This window comes from Rickettsia endosymbiont of Orchestes rusci, assembly GCF_964030945.1.
Lineage (GTDB): Bacteria > Pseudomonadota > Alphaproteobacteria > Rickettsiales > Rickettsiaceae > Rickettsia.
Window position 1 is genome coordinate 973,370 of sequence record NZ_CAXIQG010000004.1, and the last position, 16,499, is coordinate 989,868.

Here is a 16,499-nt window from a genome sequence, read left to right on the forward strand (position 1 = left end):
CGTACTTATAATAACCATAATACAGTAAATTATTAGCCATGCAACAATGCTCCGTTTTCACGGGAATGACATAAGGAGTGTGGGAATGACATGAGCAAACACACTAAACAAAATTTATAATTACAATATGATAAAAATTCTAAAAGGATTAGTTTTATTGATTCTGCTAAACATATCACCGGTCAAAGCTGATGATACGTTTACTTGGATGTCAACCGCTAGTGGGGATTTAAAAAATTTATTCGGTTGCCTAGAGGTTCCGGAATTTACTAGCTTTAAAACCGGTAGAACATCGCTTGATATTACAAATTCCGGAATTTGGCAATCAACCGGTAACAACGTTGAAAAAGGTAAATCAATAAAATTTAGTTGGGTTACGACAGGAATAACACCGCAACCTAGAAAATATTTAGTATTATATCGTATAGACCCTAGATTTGATAAACCGCAAATTTTCATTAAAACTTATAATTACCAAACTAAACAATACGAGGCTAATGATTTTCCTGCATTTACTTCTAACCCCGTTGATAAAGACCTTGGCGCTATAGCATTTCCTAAAATGCAGGATTATATTAATTATATTAATTTTACAGGAGGAAGAAAAAAAATTCGAGTTGAAATAGGGGATGTGATAAATTTAAAATTTATTTCTCCATCTAGCTTTTTTAGTGCTACAACTGAAAATAACGTTTTGACTCAAGACCTTGGACTCAACAATGTACTTGCTGCTTCAGCACTTTATACGAATCCTACTATAAACGGTGGAGATAACAGAATATTATACGGTACTGCAGATAAAATATGTAACTTTCTCGATCCGGCTCGAAATAATAGCTTATGTGAAGGAAGTGGGGTAAATACTCGCTATATAGGAAATAATAGTATGGCACTGGTAGGGCAAGCTTTTACGTCAAGTGGCGCTAAAAGCCTTATGGATCAAATAACAGTATGCCCTTACCCTATAAACGATTCTGCTTGTTATTATCGCTACGGTACAGATATAGCAATAAAAATCAATAGTCAAATCGTAAAACCGGCAGGAATCCCATTAGTAGAAATAAGCGATTCTATGCTTCCGTTTCTTTATTATAAATCAACTGTCGGCGGTGATTTAGATTTTACTACCGATTTACCGATTAGCGGTATGTTTGACCAATCTTCTAAGATGAGTGATTGGCTGCAATTCAGTGATTTTAATAAATTTTCAACATATATTAATAGTGTTAAATGGGGTGCTAAATTCATACATTTCGGTAGCTATCAATTTCAAATAGAAATAGGTAACGGCGATAATACCGTTAGTAATGTCGATCTAAACAATATAAAAGTAGAATATCTTATAGCACCGGCCGGTACAACACCTGATAATTCAACTTCAGGCAGAGCGGTAGATCAAGATTTTTCAACCGATGCGTATCAAGACGGCTATCTGTGGTTAAGAGTAACAAACACTAGCTCTTATCTACCGCAAGGCTCGATTATCGTAGATTATGCTAATTATACCGGAACGACATGGTTTTCAGATATAGTTTATAACGGCGCAATAAAACCTATTACCGATCAATTTAAAACCTTCACGGAAAATTTTTATCGAAAATTACTCAAAAATTCTGCTATCCAGAATATTGCTAAAGCATCATTAACGCTTTATGTAGTTATATTTGGGTTAATGTTTGTAATGGGAGCTTTAAAATTAACGGCAAAAGAGGTTGTAACGAGAATATTTAAAATAACTATAGTAGCTTTTTTGCTTCAACCGGAAAGTTGGGATTTTTTTAATAAATATTTATTTAGTGCATTTATAAACGGTATTGATTATTTTTTCAGAAATGTTGTAGGGGCTAGCAGCTCGCAAGCAAATATTTTCGGTTTCATTGACCCTATATTTGATAAATATACTAACGGTCGAGTTTGGGGATTACTTTTTATTCAGCTCCTGCAAATTCAAAACGGTCTAGCATTTATAGCAATTATGACTATTTGTGCTCTTATATTTTATTTCAGAGCCATATTAGAAGTTATAATCGGTTATATTATAGCTTTTATAGGCATGTCCGTTATGATTTCCTTAGCACCGTTTTTTATAATATTAATGTTATTTGAAAAAACTAAAAGCTTATTCGATAATTGGTTATCGACATTACTTAGTTATGTGATGCAACCGACAATACTCCTAATTTTTTTCTTGCTAGTAGATCAAATATTATCCGAACAACTTTTAAAAGTAATTGTCAGAGCCTGCTGGGGGACGCTTATCCCGATAAAAATAGGACTTGATTTAAGTCACCTTGGCGTTGATTGGAGTTTTGCTTTTACTCTACCGTTTTTACCGGGCATACCTTTTTTCATACCGGAAGTTCCTGCAGTTACTAGCGCTAACCTTTTAGCACATGATACTAATACTTTCTTAGTATTATTTACTACCGCTTTACTCTTTTTCTCATATTGTTTAATGTCTTATGGATTAGTAAATTATGTTTCAATTGTAGTTGCACAATTAACAAATGTTACTCCTGCTAGACAAGAAGGTAATTATCAAGCACCTACTAACCCTACTGCGTCTATTATGAGCGATATAAGCTCGGTAGCTAAACCGATGGGAAAGGCAGCGTTAGCTCCGGCAAGAATTTTTAAAGATAAAGTAATTGATCAAAATTACCAAGCAAGCAAACCGGATAATAAGAGTAAAGAATATACTAATAAACTTTTTTCTTCGCGTAATGACGTGAAGGATGGTAAAGAAGACGGGAAGTAATACCCACGAACCGTCATTGCGAGTATGTGTTGTTGAGTGGATAGGAAATTAATAAAAATCCGTCATGGCGAAGCCACGAAGTGGCTGTGGCCATCCAGGTTATCCCGAATATAATGAGGGATTTAATTAGAATACTAAACAAGTTTAGTATAAAAATATGTTTAACTGGATGGCCACGGCGCCAAAAGGCGCCTCGCCATGACGATTCTGGTAGCCATGCAACAACGCTCGAAGGCGGGAATCCAGACTTTTTATTGTCATACTGAACAAGTTTTGCGCATCTTTTTTAGTAGATCCTGAAATAAATTCAGAATGACTATAATTTTCTAGATTCCCGCCTTCGCGGGAATGACATAAAGAGGTGCAGAGATGACACCAAATCCCATCCACGCAATATACATAAAGTAACTTATGTCTTATTTAAAATGAAAAAAAATATTTTTGTTGTTTTATTAATATCTTTATTATTTCTGTCAGGTTGCAGCGGGGATAGATGTATCGATCCGGATGATTTCGGCTTTATAAAATTTAATATTTCTTCTCGGTATAAAGCAAAAGAATTAACTTCTAGACAAGAGGGAGATCAATCCGCACCGTGGCGTGATAGCGGCTATAAAGCAAACGGTTATCCGCTTACTATAGTAGTTAGACCCTGGGACTACACTACAGGAGATAAAAATACCTCTCAAGAATTATCTGCTTGGTGTCCATGGTATAGTCAAGAAAATAATACTAATACTCTCTCTGCTTTTTGTCTAAAGCTGCAGCCATGCCAGTTTATAGACGGCAATATGTGTCCTAGCCCTACCCCAAAAGACGCTCCTATTACTAATGCTCCATGTCTGCTTAAAAACGGCGTAGGGCTTTATTTTTTGATTGCGGCGCATAATTCCGACCCTAATAGTTCCCCCGATAGTCAACGTAGTCCAAAAGGTATAAATAAACACTTAGGTGAGCCGGTAATAAATAACGGTTATAATTTTTATAGCATTAATAAAAAAGGGCAATTTGTCCAGTCGGGAGGAATAAATTACCAATATGATGGGGTAACAGCTTCCGACTATGCTCAGTCTAATCTTTATTTTAAAATTTTAGATAAATTTTATGACGATAACGGTGGACAATACCGCGTAGTTATTAAAGCAGGGGTTAGCGATACTAGACCCGACCCATTAGAATTTTTAACAAACTTAATACAAAAAGAATTATTTGGCACTAGCGATACGGATCAAGGGATAGTCAGAAAAACATATCAAAATATAATTGATACTCCTGGATATCGTTTAAGCGTTTCGGCTATTTTAACATTATATATAATGTTTACCGGCTTTTCTTTCTTAATAGGTAATCTAAACCTTACTCATGTTGAGCTACTAGTTAGGATATTAAAAGTTAGTATTGTATCTATATTATTAAGCTCCACCCAAGCTTGGACATTTTTCCATGACTATCTATTTGTATTTTTTGTTGAAGGGGTTTCGCAAATACTTCAAATAATAAAAGAAGCATCTGCTACCGGTCCAGGCTCTCAAAGCCTTATAGGGCTACTTATATCTCCGCAAACTCTTTCTAAACTTTTTTCTTTATTATTTGTCGATCCTTTAGGGTTTATATATATTTTTCTATATTTGATAGCTCTTTACTTTATTTTCATGTTGGTATTTAAAGCGACCATTATCTACCTTACTGCTTTAATAGCTGTCGGCATGATTATAACGATGGCTCCGATATTTATTTGCTTTATGTTATTTAGTATCACACGTTCGTTATTTGAAAATTGGTTAAGGCAATTAATTTCTTATGCATTACAACCTATTATATTATTTGTCGGCATTGCTTTCATTTCCATGATTATCAGAACTGAAATATATTCTACGCTCGGTTTTGGAGTATGCAAATATGACTTTCCGAATTTAGGTCCTATAAACGAGCTATTCGGTAGCTTTACTGAAGATTTAGACGTTAGCCTCGGTGATTCAATATTTTATTGGTGGTTTCCGTCGCCGATGAAAGGCGGTATAGATAATTTTCATAAAGCAAATATATTAGTGCCTACGGACTATAAAAAAGATGACGGTACTTTTTGCTCTGCATATGAATGTATAGATAACCGCTATATTGAATTACCGTTTTTAGATATTATAAAAGATGCTCGAAGAGTTTCTAATTTTATTAACGGTAAGTTTGTTCAACTTGACGGATTATTATTAATATTCGTAGCCGTATATCTATTAAGCAAGTTTAATGATACTGCAGTATCGCTAGCAAAATTCTTGTCGGGTACTTCAGGCAATTTAACAAATTTACAAAAAATCGGTCACCAGGCTTATACCCCTATTCAGACTCTAATTAATAAACCTATGAATTATACTGCAAATAAAGCAGGTAAGAGTATAAATACCTTACAAAGAAAGTTTATTACCCAGCCTATTGCCGAGAAATATGAAAAATATATGACCGGCAGGGTGATGAAAGAAGCTCTTGATCCTAAATCGGCTAATAAGAGCATCTTAAAGGAAGTTAAAAGAAAATACGGTATAGATCGTAAAGATGTGAAAAATGTTAATGCAGAAAATGATTATCAAGAGGCTATTAAAAAATTATTTCCTAATGTTACTAACTCGGAGGAACTTAATAAATTATCTGCAAAAAATTATAGCGGATTACGAGATAAGCTTGCTGAAACTAAATTTGAAGGAAAAAATTATAATTCTTTAACTAACGAGCAAAAAAGTGAGCTTGACAAACTTATGAAGCCTAAAGAAGGAGAAAAAAGTCTACGTGAACTTGCGGTTGATGCCAAATTTGTTAAAGATTATAAAGAGGCTTACTTTAAAACCCATCAAGAAATGTCAGGAAAAGGAGTAGGCTTAATAGGTAAAAATATCGGTGTTGTTAGAAGCTGGCAAGAAATGCAGAATAGAGTTAAAACAAAAAGAGAATTAAAGGATGCTAAGCGCCTGGCTATAGGAGAAAAAATATATGCCGGTTACGAAGGACTAAAAAGAGGAGCATTAACGGCAATAGTAGGTAAAGACCTCCGAGATGCTTATGAGGGTAATCTAACCGGCGCGGCATGGCATGATTTTGATTATACCGATCCAAGGCTTAGAACTTATGATGAAACTTTGAAAGATAAGGATAGAGAACGTGACCATAAAGAGCTAAAATTAACGATAGATAAAGAAACTCTTAGCACTCAAGAAGACGTACTAGCTCCTGAATATCTTGCAAGGCTAGAACTGCAAGGTAGAAAAGACGACGCATCATATTACGAAGACTTAGCTAAAAAGAAACTTATCTATGAGGTACGGAATAAATTATCCGAAGGCGAAGACCCGGTAATTATGGGCGATAGATTTATGCGCGAGAAGGCTACCGATTCTCAAATGCATCAAATGATTGATAACGCGCATGCGAAACATGCCGAGTTAATAAACGAGGATTGGTATGCTCGCCGCGAAGATCATTACGATATGATGCGTGAAAAAGCCGAACAAAATATTGAAGAAAAATATACGCTTCTTAAAGATCATTACAAAAGAGATGATATAAAAGCTGAAGAAATGCCGACATTACTTGAGCAATATCATAGAGAAAAAACCACACCACTAGATGAAATGACTACAGATATAAACAATTTTAAAGCCGACGTTAAGAATTTTGAGTATAGTGGAGAAGTGCTTAAGAAAATAGAAGATAGAAAAGAAGCAATTACAAATGAAGTAAACTCACAGATTGAGGAAATTAACCGGCATAGAGCAAATGCTAAAATGGAAAAATACGTAAAACCGGTCGTAAATGAAGGTAGAAAGCTTAGAAAATTGGAAGAGCATTTAAGAGATATGAAATAAATTCCGGCATTGCGAAGAGGTATTGTTGCGTGGCTCGAATTTTTGCAAAGCGTTCGGTGTCAAGCCACGGTATGACACCATACTTGTAATAACTATAATGCGGTAAATTATGAGCCATGCAACAACGCCCGTCCCTCCTCGCAATGACGATTCCGGTAGCCGCACAATAAGACCCGCATGACATTTAACTTAATCTTAAGGAGTTTTTTATGAAGGCAAAACAATTAATAAACGAAACATTTTTAGATGCTATTTTAGCAAAAAAACTAGGAAAAACTTATACCCCTTCTAAAGAAGTTAATAACCCTGAATTTGACGAAGCGGCAAAACATTTTGTCGATTTACTAATTAAAGCCGACGGGTTTAAAGCTGTTAAAACAGCCGTAGTACATCCTACCGATAAAGAATCTTTACTTGGCGCAATTAGAGCGGCACAATTTGACGTAATCAAACCGATTCTAATCGGTCCACAATACAAAATAGAAGCAGTTGCCAAAGTTAACGACGTTGATTTAGAGGATTACAAAATCATTGACGTCGAACATAGCCACGACGCGGCAAAAAAAGCGGTGGAGCTTGCTAAAAAAGGCGAAGTTGCGGCTATAATGAAAGGGTCATTGCATACTGATGAATTAATGTCGGAAGTTGTGCATAAAGATCGCGGTCTTCGTACCGAGCGCCGCATGAGCCATGCTTTTTTAATGGCAGTTTCTACTTTCCCGAAGCCCTTTATTATTACCGATGCGGCTATTAATATCCGCCCTACTTTAGAAGAGAAAAGAGATATAGTTCAAAATGCTATTGATTTAATGCGAGTAATAAGTCACGATCAACAAGTTAGAGTAGCAATTTTATCAGCCGTTGAAACGATTAATTCATCTATCCCGGCAACTTTAGACGCGGCGGCTTTATCAAAAATGTCAGATCGCGGTCAAATTAGAGGCGCTCTTGTCGACGGACCTTTAGCGTTTGATAATGCTATTTCATTATTTGCCGCTGAAGCAAAAGGTATTATTTCACAAGTTTCCGGTAATGCCGATATACTTATGGTGCCTGACCTTGAATCCGGCAATATGCTTGCCAAGCAACTAAAATATTTAGGCAACGCAGTTATGGCGGGGATTGTCCTCGGCGCACGCGTTCCGATTATTTTAACAAGTCGTTCCGATCCAATGGATATGCGCGTTATTTCCTGCGTGCTTGCTTCCTTTATTTATCATGATGCTAAAGCAAAATTACATAACACGAAAAACAAGGAATAATAATGAATGATGTGATATTAGTTGCTAACGCCGGTTCCTCTAGTTTAAAAATTTCTATTTTTGCTATTCAGGATAAAAAAATTGCCGATAGAATTTATCGTATTTTTTTAGAAAAAGATAATGATGAAATAATATTTCATCTAAATACTAAAGATAAATCTGAACAAATACTCTCTAAAAAAATTAACGGCGATGCTATTAGCATAATGATCGACATTTTTGTAGAATGGTGGAATCGGCAGCCTGAGTTAAATTTAATCGCTACGGGACACCGCATTGTTCATGGCGGTAAAAACTTCAATACTCCCGTTATCGTTACGGAAAAAATTAGCGAAGAGTTAAAAAATTTAATTCCCTTAAGCCCTTTACATCAACCCTATAATTTACAAGTACTAAATTTATTCCGCCAAAAATATCTAGAAGTAACGCATGTAGCATGCTTTGATACGGCTTTTCACTCAACTAATCCGCCGCTTGCCAAAGCATTCGGCTTACCGAAAAAATATTATGAACAAGGGATTTATCGTTACGGCTTCCACGGTTTATCATATAAATGGGTTAGTAGTCATTTCAAAGAAATAGTCAAAGAAGATTTGCCTCGGCACACTATTATCGGGCATTTAGGTAGCGGCAGCAGTATGTGCGCACTTGATAACGGTATTAGCGTTGCTACCTCTATGGGCTTTAGCGTCCTTGAGGGGCTGATGATGGGTACTCGCACCGGTTCAATTGATCCGGGCGTAATACTTTATCTTCTCGACCATGAGAAAATGACATTGGCAGAAATAACTAACTTACTATATCGTCAATCCGGTTTACTTGGAGTATCGGGGGAAAATTCTGACGTTAGGGATTTATTAGAAAGTAAAACCCCGGATGCTAAATTTGCTATAGAGCTTTTTGTTTATAGGATTCAGTTAGAAATAGGAAAATTAACGGCGGCACTCGGCGGGCTTGACTGTTTAATTTTTACCGCCGGCGTCGGTCAAAATTCTCCCGTAATTCGCGAAATGATTACCGACAAACTTGCATGGTTCGGCATTAAGCTAGACGATGCAAAAAACCAAGAAAATAACTATCTAATCAGCAGTGCAGACAGTAAAGTCAAAGTCTACGTCATCCCGACAAACGAAGAGAGAGTTATCGCACAAGACACGGTGAGGTTTTTGTAGTGGCTTTAGATGAGTAATAAAATGATAAATTTAAATTTAGATGCGGAAGATGAGACTGATAAATATAATTGGCAATTATATTATAAATTTGAAGAAGTGGTATATAAAGGCAGTGATCCAGAAATTAAAAAAATTTTAGATCAATTTAATATACAGGATTTTTTGAATATTCCGATAGTATTTGATTTAGTAGACCCTAAAAAAATACGTTTATTAAAATTATTGCATAAAAAAGGTATTCCTTTAACTTATGAAGAAGAGGACGGGGGTAATGCTCTTCATGTTGCTTGCGGTGCCGGAGGGAATTTAGAGTCTGTGAAATTTTTTATTGAGAATAATATTTTAACGGATATCCATAAAAAATCTAACAAATTCGGTGATACACCGCTAACGTTAGCTATAAGTTATGAACACCATGATATTGTAGACTACTTTAAACAAAAATTTAATATTACTACTATTACTTTAGAAGATTTAGATGTTATATTAGATCGAGTAAAAGCAAATTTTAGAAGATATTATAAAAAATGACTTGATAAAAGATTAAATTATAAAGTTGTTGACCATACATTTAACGTAAAATTACTTGTATAATCTTCATCATCTAATTCCTCAAAAGAATCAACAGTTTCCAATTCATCCATTGGAATAACACCTTTATATTTATCATTAACAAATTCTTCAATAATATCGTCAACAGATTCTACTTTATTGATGATACAACCGAAAGGCAATTCTTTTCCCGGAGGTAGTTTATTCCAATCCTGTGGTATAATAGAAAAATAAAAATTACCTGACATTCCATCATACCAAGTATAAAAAATCATTTGCTGAGCAATGTTTTTTTCTTTGAGAAATTTTCTTCTTGAGTTAATTATAGCTTCATAAAAAACTTTTAAGTCATCTGCAGTGCAATATCTTAAATCCACTCCAAAACTCCAACGATTCTTTAAAGCTTCATCTAAATCATTAAATTCATCACTTAAAATAATGTCGTCTTCTATAATTTCATAAAATTCCAGCTTATTAAAATAAGCTTTTGTTTTATTAGATAAGTTTAATTCTTGAATTAAAGGATGAATATTTTTTAAAGCTTTTGCCATTTTCAACTTATTTTATATATTTTTAGAGCCAATTGAAATTAACATATTATGATTATTATCTTTGGTAGTTAATGTAATTACCCGTGTAAAACTCGTTTTACAGTTTCAGGTTCTTTTTCAATAATTTTAATAAGTAACCTAGCTGCTCCTGTAGGTAACCTTCTGCCTTGTTCCCAGTTCCTTAGAGTAGCTACGCTCACACCAAACGTTGTTGCAAATTGTTCTTGAGTTAATTTTAATTTATCTCTTGCATTATGTACATCAATAGTTGGTAGTGCAATATCATGTTTTTTTGCTTTTAATTTTCCCTTAGCATATAAAACTGCTTCTTGCATGCCAGTTATTATACTTTTTTCAGTTTTATTAAATTTTGCGTTACTCATTTTTCCCTTCTTTATTATATAATTTTACTAATGATTCACTCAATTTCTTTAATTCATTACAACTTGCTTGACTAATATTATCCATTTCACTTTTTATAAAACCTGTTATTAAAAATACTGGCATATTTTCATTGTAATAAAAATAAATTAGTCGTATGCCTCCACTCTTGCCTTTATTATTGCTATTTAAAGCATATCTTAGTTTTCTTATACCGCCTGTCCCTTTTATTATATCCCCTTGTTCAGGATTAGTAGCAATATAGTTAACTATTTCGATACATTCCTTTTCACTTAAATAATACTTAGCAAATTTTTGAAATTCAGGAAGCTCAACAACTGAAATAAATTTTCTATCCATAATAATTACATTATATGCCACTGGCGTACTAAAATCAATAATATATTTTAACTTCAGTCTCACTTATAATTACAGCATTTATTATAAAATAATCTAATAATGGGTATAATTTATAAAAAGCTTCAAACATATCTTCTTCTTTATTTAATATTTTATTACATAAATGTATTACCTCTATTTTTAAATTATCATTGATTACCATACCAATCTACTTTAACATAGAAACTATTATAAAAATATTAAATCATTTAATAAAGACTAATTTAAAATAAACATGCAAAATTTTACAGGCTTATTTAAAGCTTTAAGATGGTCTATTCAGTTAAGTAAAAACTGGGAATCGGAAGTAAATGAAGAGTGTTATACATTTTTTCATCCCGAAGGCTACGGAGCATTACAAATAAGTGATTATACTAAAGATACACCTATAACCGATGAAGATATAATAGACCTTATAGAATTTAATGAAGAAGAAAAATTACATCTTAGAAAAGTAAAATTCGGTGATTTTGAAGGGTTACATCTTGTTTATAGTGATGAAAAAAATACTTTTTGGAGAAAGTGGTGGGTAAAAAATGATCAGTTACTTTTATTTATAACCTATAATTGTGATGTTAAAGATAAAGAATATAACGTTAATACCATAAATAAAATGTTATCCTCGTTAAGAGTTTTAAATGATGAGCGCGCAAAATCTTAAATAGAGTTTTAACAATTAAAAGAGCGTCAATATGAGCTTAGCGAACTAATTAAAAGTTATGATAAGGTGGACGATAAGCTTTCTAAGAAGCTTCTAGACTTCATAAATGTTATGACAAATGCATATGAAACTTTCAAAGGTTCGACAATCGAGGAAAAACGTGAATTTTTAAATTTCATATTTGCGAACCTAGAGCTGAAGGGCTGCAAGGTGCATTACAAACTGGTTTTCCCGTTCGATAAACTACAAGAAGTAGCTAATTGTACGGAATGGCTCCCCGTATCGTACGTGTTGCGAACCTTAAACGAGTACAGATTAGCCTTGATTCAGGCTTTCGTTAAGCCTTGTTATGCTTTAATTTAAAGCTACTGATCTTAAAAAATATGGTTTATTATCCATATAAATATATGTACATTTAATATAAAACAAACTATTATTAAATTAATCGATTAAAGGTTAAAAATGCATTCTTCTTTTGAATGGGATGAAGAAAAAAATAAAATTAATATCCAAAAACATAATGTAAATTTTTATGAAGCTCAAAAAGCATTTTTAGATATAGATAGGATAATTTTAGAAGATATAGACCATAGTATTACCGAGAAAAGATATTTTTGTTTAGGTAAAGTTGATGATAATATTTTAACAGTCCGTTTTATATTTAGGAATAATTGTATAAGAATTTTTGGAGCAGGATATTGGCGTAAAGGTAAGAGGATTTATGAACAAGAAAATAAAATACACTGATGGGGAAATAGGTACAGTAAAAATAGTAAAAGATTTTTTACCACCCCCTAAAGAGTTATTATTAAAAGATGATTCATTAAAAGTAACTATTTCTTTAAGTAAAGAAAGTATAGAATTTTTTAAAGATCAGGCGGCTATTGCCCATGTTCCTTATCAAAAAATGATTAGAATTTTATTAGATAAATATACTAAACATTATAAAGAAAATAAGCGAGCTTAAAGCTTCTTCTATTATGTGGCTTCCATATCCCATATGTTGCGAACCTTTAACCGGTTTAGATTAGCCTTGGTTCAGGCTTTCGTTAAGCCTTGTTATGCATTAGTACCAGCCTTAAATATTTAGTTTAAATACAATTTACCCTGCTGGTGCTTCAGCATTTCCTAAGCTTATCAAGCCAGCTAAAACGAGCTCATCATCATTATTATTAATTGCTGCATCTATTAAACGCGGGCTTAATTCATCAATCCGCTCGCCTATTTCCTTTAAGCTAAATTTTTTCAACGCAGCCCCTAGCAATTCCGGATGATTCAAAAGCGGTTTGTCATATACTATTTCTGTTACTGCAAATGTTGCTACATCGTTGGTTACTTTATTCGTTTGCAGCACTATAATTACATCAACTTCACCTTCTAAATCTATAAGCTTGTCTTTTGTAATTCTTCCTGTAGTAAACTCTTTCATACTAGCCGTTATTTTTTCTATATCAGATACATTTATTAATCTTGATACTCCGCTTATTATTTCATTTATAGAATCTTGCATTAAAACTTTATTGTTTGCAGTAATAGTGTTATCATTTTCTAAGTTAGTAATTACCTCTGCTCCTACCAGCTTAAATATATTTAATTGATCTATACGTGTTAGACTATCTATTTTAGTTTGTTGCGATATCATATTATCAATTTCATCTTCTAAATCAATCAGCATTCCCCTAGTTACTTTATTACTATTTATAATGCTTTGTATAATACTCGCTATATTTTGTAAGTTAATTTGATCTTTCTCTAACTTTTGTATTTTATCAAGCATACTATTTTGTATTATATTAGTATTGGTATTACCTGCATTTTCTAATTTATCGATCATTTGTGTTAGTAAGCCGTAAACATCTTCTTCTGAAGCTGTAAGATTTGTTTGAGTTATATCTTGTTTTATTACTTCTTTAGGTAAATCTTTTATTTCTGCCGGCTTGTTCTCATTTGTCACTGAAGTTGCTTGTTTCAACTGTAGGCTCTGCTGTTGTTCTTCTTGTTCCTTTTCTATATTTGCTTTATTAGCTAAATTATCTTTTTTATTCGTCAATAAATCACATATATTTTTAAAACCATTTTTTGTAGCTAAGCTCGATGCAGTTTCGCCGTTATTATTAATCTGATTAATAGCTTGCTCTGACATTTTATTAATAAGCATTTCACAAACTTTTTCTAAACCATAACCAACAGCCCAAGTTAATGCCGTATTGCCGTTTTTACCAATATGATTAATAGCCTGATCGGTCATTTTATTAATAAGCATTTCACAAACTTTCTCTAAGCCGCTACGGGCAGCCAAAGTTAATGCCGTATTGCCGTAATGATTAACGTAATTAATAGCTTTATCAAACATTTTATTAATAAGCATTTCACAAACTTTCTCTAAGCCGCTACGGGCAGCCAAAGTTAATGCCGTATTGCCGTAATGATTAACGTGATTAATAGCTTTATCAGACATTTTATTAATAAGCATTTCACAAACTTTCTCTAAGCCGCTACGAGCAGCCACAGTTAAAGCCGTATAGCCATCATTATTAATGTGATTAATAGCTTTATCAGACATTTTATTAATAAGCAATTCGCAAATCTTTTCTGAGCCACTACTGACAGCAAAAGTTAATGCCGTAGTGCCGTCACAAGTAATGTGATTAATAGCTTTATTAGACATTTTATTAATAAGCAATTCGCAAATCTTTTCTGAGCCACTACTGACAGCAAAAGTTAAAGCTGTATAGCCGTTATTATTAACATTATTAATAGCTTTATCAGACATTTTATTAATAAGCATTTCACAAACTTTCTCTAAGCCATTACCGGCAGCCACAGTTAAAGCTGTATCGCCGTTATTAGTAATCTGATTAATAGCTTTATTAGACATTTTATTAATAAGCATTTCACAAACTTTCTCTAAGCCATTACCGGCAGCCACAGTTAAAGCTGTATCGCCGTTATTATTAACATGATTAATAGCTTTATTAGACATTTTATTAATAAGCATTTCACAAACTTTCTCTAAGCCATTACCGGCAGCCACAGTTAAAGCTGTATCGCCGTTATTATTAACTTTGCTTAATTCGTTTGTATTCATTTGTGTAATTAAGCTTTGTGCTTCTGCTTCGTTTTTTGCTTTTATTGCTTTTATTAACTCTTCATTTGAGGGTTGAAACCATCTAAACATAACTATATCCTTATTAAATTCTATAAATTTTAATATTTTGTTAAAAATGAGCTATAGACAAAATCATAGTAAGGAGTTTTAAGAATGCAATAGAAATTTAACTAGACGTATGAATAGATGAGTTGAGACTGAAGCAATGAGTAGCAAAATGATTTACAAGCAACATAAAAATTTAAAGGGTGGAGGCAAGCTGCCCCTGTCCTATTTTATCCAAAAGTACTATCACCACCTAACACGCTAATATCATCATTTATATTTTGTTGTTCTATTAATTCGTCAAGTTGCTCTTCTATAGCAATAAGTTTTGATTTCATAAGCTTATTGGCTAAAAGCTCTTGGATGTTAACCGTTACTTGCTCTATATCGGTTTTATTAATTAAAAACTTAGTTTTTTGCGATATAACCTTTATAGTACTTTCCATTGTTGATTTATCTTTTATATTAGCATCCTTAGCCACTTTAGCGTTTAATTCATCCGTTAGTTTTTGAAATTTATCGTTTGTCTCTGCTATATTTTTATTTCGCTGTAAATAGCCGGCTATAAGCTTCTTTTCTTCATCACCTATTTTGTTCCCGTAAAGGTCAATGTATGTCAAAGAATTATTGGACTGTAGGGCTGCGGCTAGCTCCTTTGCTCCGGCGTTACCTATGCTGTTACTATCAAGATCAAGCGAAGTTAAAGATGTATTAGATCGAATCACATTAGCGATGTCCTTTGCTCCTAGCTCACCTATGTTGTTACTCCTAAGATCAAGCGAAGTTAAAGATGTATTAAATCGAATCACATTAGCGAGTTCCTTCGCTCCTAGCTTACCTATGTTGTTATAAGAAAGATTAAGCGAAGTTAAAGATGTATTTTCTTTAAGAACATTCGATATTTCCTTTGCTCCTAGCTCACCTATGTAGTTATAAGAAAGATTAAGCGAAGTTAAAGATGTATTTTCTTTAAGAACATTCGATATTTCCTTTGCTCCTAGCTTACCTATGTTTTTCCAAGAAAGATTAAGCGTTGTAACACCGTTTCTTAAGTTACCCGCTTCTTCTTTCAAACCTCTTTTTTCTAGAAACTCTATTAGTGCTTTCATGCTTTCTGAAACTGTAAAGTTTGGTTGAGTTATATCTTGTTTTGTTACTTCTTTAGATAAATCTTTTATTTCTGCCGGCTTGTTCTCATTTGTTACTGAAGTTGCTTGTTTCAATTTTAAGCTTTGCTGTTGTTCTTCATATTTCTTTTCTGCATTTGTTTTATTTTCTTCATATAAATTGTCTTTACTATAGTCGTAACTATCAAGCTCTTTCTTAATTTTTATCGCTGCTTTATATTTTTCTATAGCTTCACTGTATTTTTCTTGATGGCATAAATCATTACCCTCTGCATTTAAGGCTTCTGCTTTTTTTTCTTCTATGGTTCTATTTCTTTGTATATATTCGTTAATTGTTTCTAATGTTGCTTTACCTATGTTGTTACCGGAAAGAGAAAGCTCAGTTAAAGATTTATTTTCTTTAAGAGCATTCGAGATTTCCCTTGCTCCTAGCTCACCTATTTTGTTCAAGGAAAGATTAAGCGAAGTTAAAGATTTATTTGATTGAATCACATTCGAGATTTCCTTTGCTCCTAGATCACCTATGTTGTTATTATAGAGAGAAAGCGTTGTAGCACCGTTTCTTAAACTATCGGCTTTTTCTTTCAAACCTTTTTTTTCCAAATAATCTATCAATTCTTTCATATTT

Annotated in this window: 16 protein-coding genes; 8 read left to right on the forward strand and 8 right to left on the reverse strand. The window is 33.2% G+C overall.

Going from position 1 to position 16,499, the window contains the following annotated elements:
- The first annotated feature begins 130 nt into the window (after window positions 1–130).
- Window positions 131–2,758, forward strand: coding sequence for a TrbL/VirB6 family protein (locus AAHM91_RS09230; protein WP_342270766.1), 2,628 nt, complete (start codon window positions 131–133; stop codon window positions 2,756–2,758).
- Between the two features lie 144 nt (window positions 2,759–2,902).
- On the opposite strand, the gene AAHM91_RS09235 is transcribed toward AAHM91_RS09230, so the two are convergent.
- Window positions 2,903–3,148, reverse strand: a complete 246-nt coding sequence (locus AAHM91_RS09235) for a hypothetical protein (protein WP_342270580.1) — start codon at window positions 3,146–3,148, stop codon at window positions 2,903–2,905.
- 35 nt (window positions 3,149–3,183) lie between these two features.
- On the opposite strand from AAHM91_RS09235, the gene AAHM91_RS09240 reads away from it, so the two are divergent.
- A complete protein-coding gene (locus tag AAHM91_RS09240; protein WP_342270581.1) occupies window positions 3,184–6,612 on the forward strand; it encodes a type IV secretion system protein in 3,429 nt (1,142 codons plus the stop codon).
- On the opposite strand, the gene AAHM91_RS09245 is transcribed toward AAHM91_RS09240, so the two are convergent.
- The gene (locus AAHM91_RS09245) at window positions 6,575–6,796 is read right to left on the reverse strand and encodes a hypothetical protein (RefSeq protein ID WP_342270582.1); all 222 of its coding nucleotides are present in this window, start codon (window positions 6,794–6,796) and stop codon (window positions 6,575–6,577) included. The genes AAHM91_RS09240 and AAHM91_RS09245 overlap by 38 nt on opposite strands.
- A gap of 25 nt (window positions 6,797–6,821) precedes the next feature.
- Here AAHM91_RS09245 and AAHM91_RS09250 point away from each other — a divergent pair, with 25 nt between their 5' ends.
- The 3 genes from AAHM91_RS09250 to AAHM91_RS09260 are packed head-to-tail and all read left to right on the forward strand — an operon-like array spanning window position 6,822 to window position 9,577.
- On the forward strand, window positions 6,822–7,874 hold the full coding sequence (locus tag AAHM91_RS09250) for a phosphate acetyltransferase (protein WP_342270583.1): 1,053 nt from the start codon (window positions 6,822–6,824) through the stop codon (window positions 7,872–7,874).
- A 2-nt stretch (window positions 7,875–7,876) separates the two neighbouring features.
- Window positions 7,877–9,046 (forward strand): acetate/propionate family kinase, encoded by a 1,170-nt coding sequence (locus AAHM91_RS09255; protein WP_342270584.1) that lies wholly within the window; start codon window positions 7,877–7,879, stop codon window positions 9,044–9,046.
- 21 nt (window positions 9,047–9,067) lie between these two features.
- Window positions 9,068–9,577: an ankyrin repeat domain-containing protein gene (locus AAHM91_RS09260; RefSeq protein WP_342270585.1), complete on the forward strand. Its 510-nt coding sequence runs from the start codon at window positions 9,068–9,070 to the stop codon at window positions 9,575–9,577.
- Between the two features lie 17 nt (window positions 9,578–9,594).
- Here AAHM91_RS09260 and AAHM91_RS09265 read toward each other — a convergent pair whose 3' ends face one another.
- From AAHM91_RS09265 to AAHM91_RS09280, 4 genes are all read right to left on the reverse strand, one after another.
- Window positions 9,595–10,149 carry a hypothetical protein gene (locus AAHM91_RS09265; RefSeq protein ID WP_253308109.1) on the reverse strand — a complete coding sequence of 185 codons (555 nt, stop codon included), beginning with the start codon at window positions 10,147–10,149 and terminating at the stop codon, window positions 9,595–9,597.
- A 77-nt stretch (window positions 10,150–10,226) separates the two neighbouring features.
- Window positions 10,227–10,532, reverse strand: coding sequence for a helix-turn-helix domain-containing protein (locus tag AAHM91_RS09270; RefSeq protein ID WP_253308110.1), 306 nt, complete (start codon window positions 10,530–10,532; stop codon window positions 10,227–10,229).
- Window positions 10,525–10,890: a type II toxin-antitoxin system RelE/ParE family toxin gene (locus AAHM91_RS09275; RefSeq protein WP_253308111.1), complete on the reverse strand. Its 366-nt coding sequence runs from the start codon at window positions 10,888–10,890 to the stop codon at window positions 10,525–10,527. Before AAHM91_RS09275 ends, AAHM91_RS09270 begins: the two co-directional genes overlap by 8 nt.
- Before the next feature lie 34 nt (window positions 10,891–10,924).
- Window positions 10,925–11,092 (reverse strand): hypothetical protein, encoded by a 168-nt coding sequence (locus tag AAHM91_RS09280; protein ID WP_342270586.1) that lies wholly within the window; start codon window positions 11,090–11,092, stop codon window positions 10,925–10,927.
- Between the two features lie 72 nt (window positions 11,093–11,164).
- On the opposite strand from AAHM91_RS09280, the gene AAHM91_RS09285 reads away from it, so the two are divergent.
- The 3 genes from AAHM91_RS09285 to AAHM91_RS09295 all read left to right on the forward strand — a co-directional run bounded on the left by AAHM91_RS09285 (window position 11,165) and on the right by AAHM91_RS09295 (window position 12,557).
- Window positions 11,165–11,590 carry a hypothetical protein gene (locus AAHM91_RS09285; protein ID WP_342270587.1) on the forward strand — a complete coding sequence of 142 codons (426 nt, stop codon included), beginning with the start codon at window positions 11,165–11,167 and terminating at the stop codon, window positions 11,588–11,590.
- A 462-nt stretch (window positions 11,591–12,052) separates the two neighbouring features.
- Entirely contained in the window at window positions 12,053–12,337 is a 285-nt protein-coding gene (locus AAHM91_RS09290; protein WP_341792953.1) for a BrnT family toxin, read from the forward strand.
- Window positions 12,312–12,557: a CopG family transcriptional regulator gene (locus AAHM91_RS09295; RefSeq protein WP_341792954.1), complete on the forward strand. Its 246-nt coding sequence runs from the start codon at window positions 12,312–12,314 to the stop codon at window positions 12,555–12,557. Before AAHM91_RS09290 ends, AAHM91_RS09295 begins: the two co-directional genes overlap by 26 nt.
- A 135-nt stretch (window positions 12,558–12,692) precedes the next feature.
- Here the strand turns inward: AAHM91_RS09295 and AAHM91_RS09300 are convergent, their stop codons facing one another.
- Complete coding sequence (locus AAHM91_RS09300) at window positions 12,693–14,768, reverse strand: ankyrin repeat domain-containing protein (RefSeq protein WP_342270588.1); 2,076 nt, start codon at window positions 14,766–14,768, stop codon at window positions 12,693–12,695.
- A gap of 206 nt (window positions 14,769–14,974) precedes the next feature.
- A complete protein-coding gene (locus AAHM91_RS09305) occupies window positions 14,975–16,495 on the reverse strand; it encodes a leucine-rich repeat domain-containing protein (RefSeq protein WP_342270589.1) in 1,521 nt (506 codons plus the stop codon).
- Window positions 16,496–16,499 lie beyond the last annotated feature (4 nt).

What these genes read in the sequence shown, in the direction of transcription:
- AAHM91_RS09240 (WP_342270581.1), top strand. Translation starts at nt 3,184, where the DNA reads ATGAAAAAAAATATTTTTGTTGTTTTATTAATATCTTTATTATTTCTG.
- AAHM91_RS09245 (WP_342270582.1), bottom strand. Translation starts at nt 6,796, where the DNA reads ATGTCATGCGGGTCTTATTGTGCGGCTACCGGAATCGTCATTGCGAGG.
- AAHM91_RS09250 (WP_342270583.1), top strand. Translation starts at nt 6,822, where the DNA reads ATGAAGGCAAAACAATTAATAAACGAAACATTTTTAGATGCTATTTTA.
- AAHM91_RS09255 (WP_342270584.1), top strand. Translation starts at nt 7,877, where the DNA reads ATGAATGATGTGATATTAGTTGCTAACGCCGGTTCCTCTAGTTTAAAA.
- AAHM91_RS09260 (WP_342270585.1), top strand. Translation starts at nt 9,068, where the DNA reads ATGATAAATTTAAATTTAGATGCGGAAGATGAGACTGATAAATATAAT.
- AAHM91_RS09265 (WP_253308109.1), bottom strand. Translation starts at nt 10,149, where the DNA reads ATGGCAAAAGCTTTAAAAAATATTCATCCTTTAATTCAAGAATTAAAC.
- AAHM91_RS09270 (WP_253308110.1), bottom strand. Translation starts at nt 10,532, where the DNA reads ATGAGTAACGCAAAATTTAATAAAACTGAAAAAAGTATAATAACTGGC.
- AAHM91_RS09275 (WP_253308111.1), bottom strand. Translation starts at nt 10,890, where the DNA reads ATGGATAGAAAATTTATTTCAGTTGTTGAGCTTCCTGAATTTCAAAAA.
- AAHM91_RS09280 (WP_342270586.1), bottom strand. Translation starts at nt 11,092, where the DNA reads ATGGTAATCAATGATAATTTAAAAATAGAGGTAATACATTTATGTAAT.
- AAHM91_RS09285 (WP_342270587.1), top strand. Translation starts at nt 11,165, where the DNA reads ATGCAAAATTTTACAGGCTTATTTAAAGCTTTAAGATGGTCTATTCAG.
- AAHM91_RS09290 (WP_341792953.1), top strand. Translation starts at nt 12,053, where the DNA reads ATGCATTCTTCTTTTGAATGGGATGAAGAAAAAAATAAAATTAATATC.
- AAHM91_RS09295 (WP_341792954.1), top strand. Translation starts at nt 12,312, where the DNA reads ATGAACAAGAAAATAAAATACACTGATGGGGAAATAGGTACAGTAAAA.
- AAHM91_RS09300 (WP_342270588.1), bottom strand. Translation starts at nt 14,768, where the DNA reads ATGTTTAGATGGTTTCAACCCTCAAATGAAGAGTTAATAAAAGCAATA.
- AAHM91_RS09305 (WP_342270589.1), bottom strand. Translation starts at nt 16,495, where the DNA reads ATGAAAGAATTGATAGATTATTTGGAAAAAAAAGGTTTGAAAGAAAAA.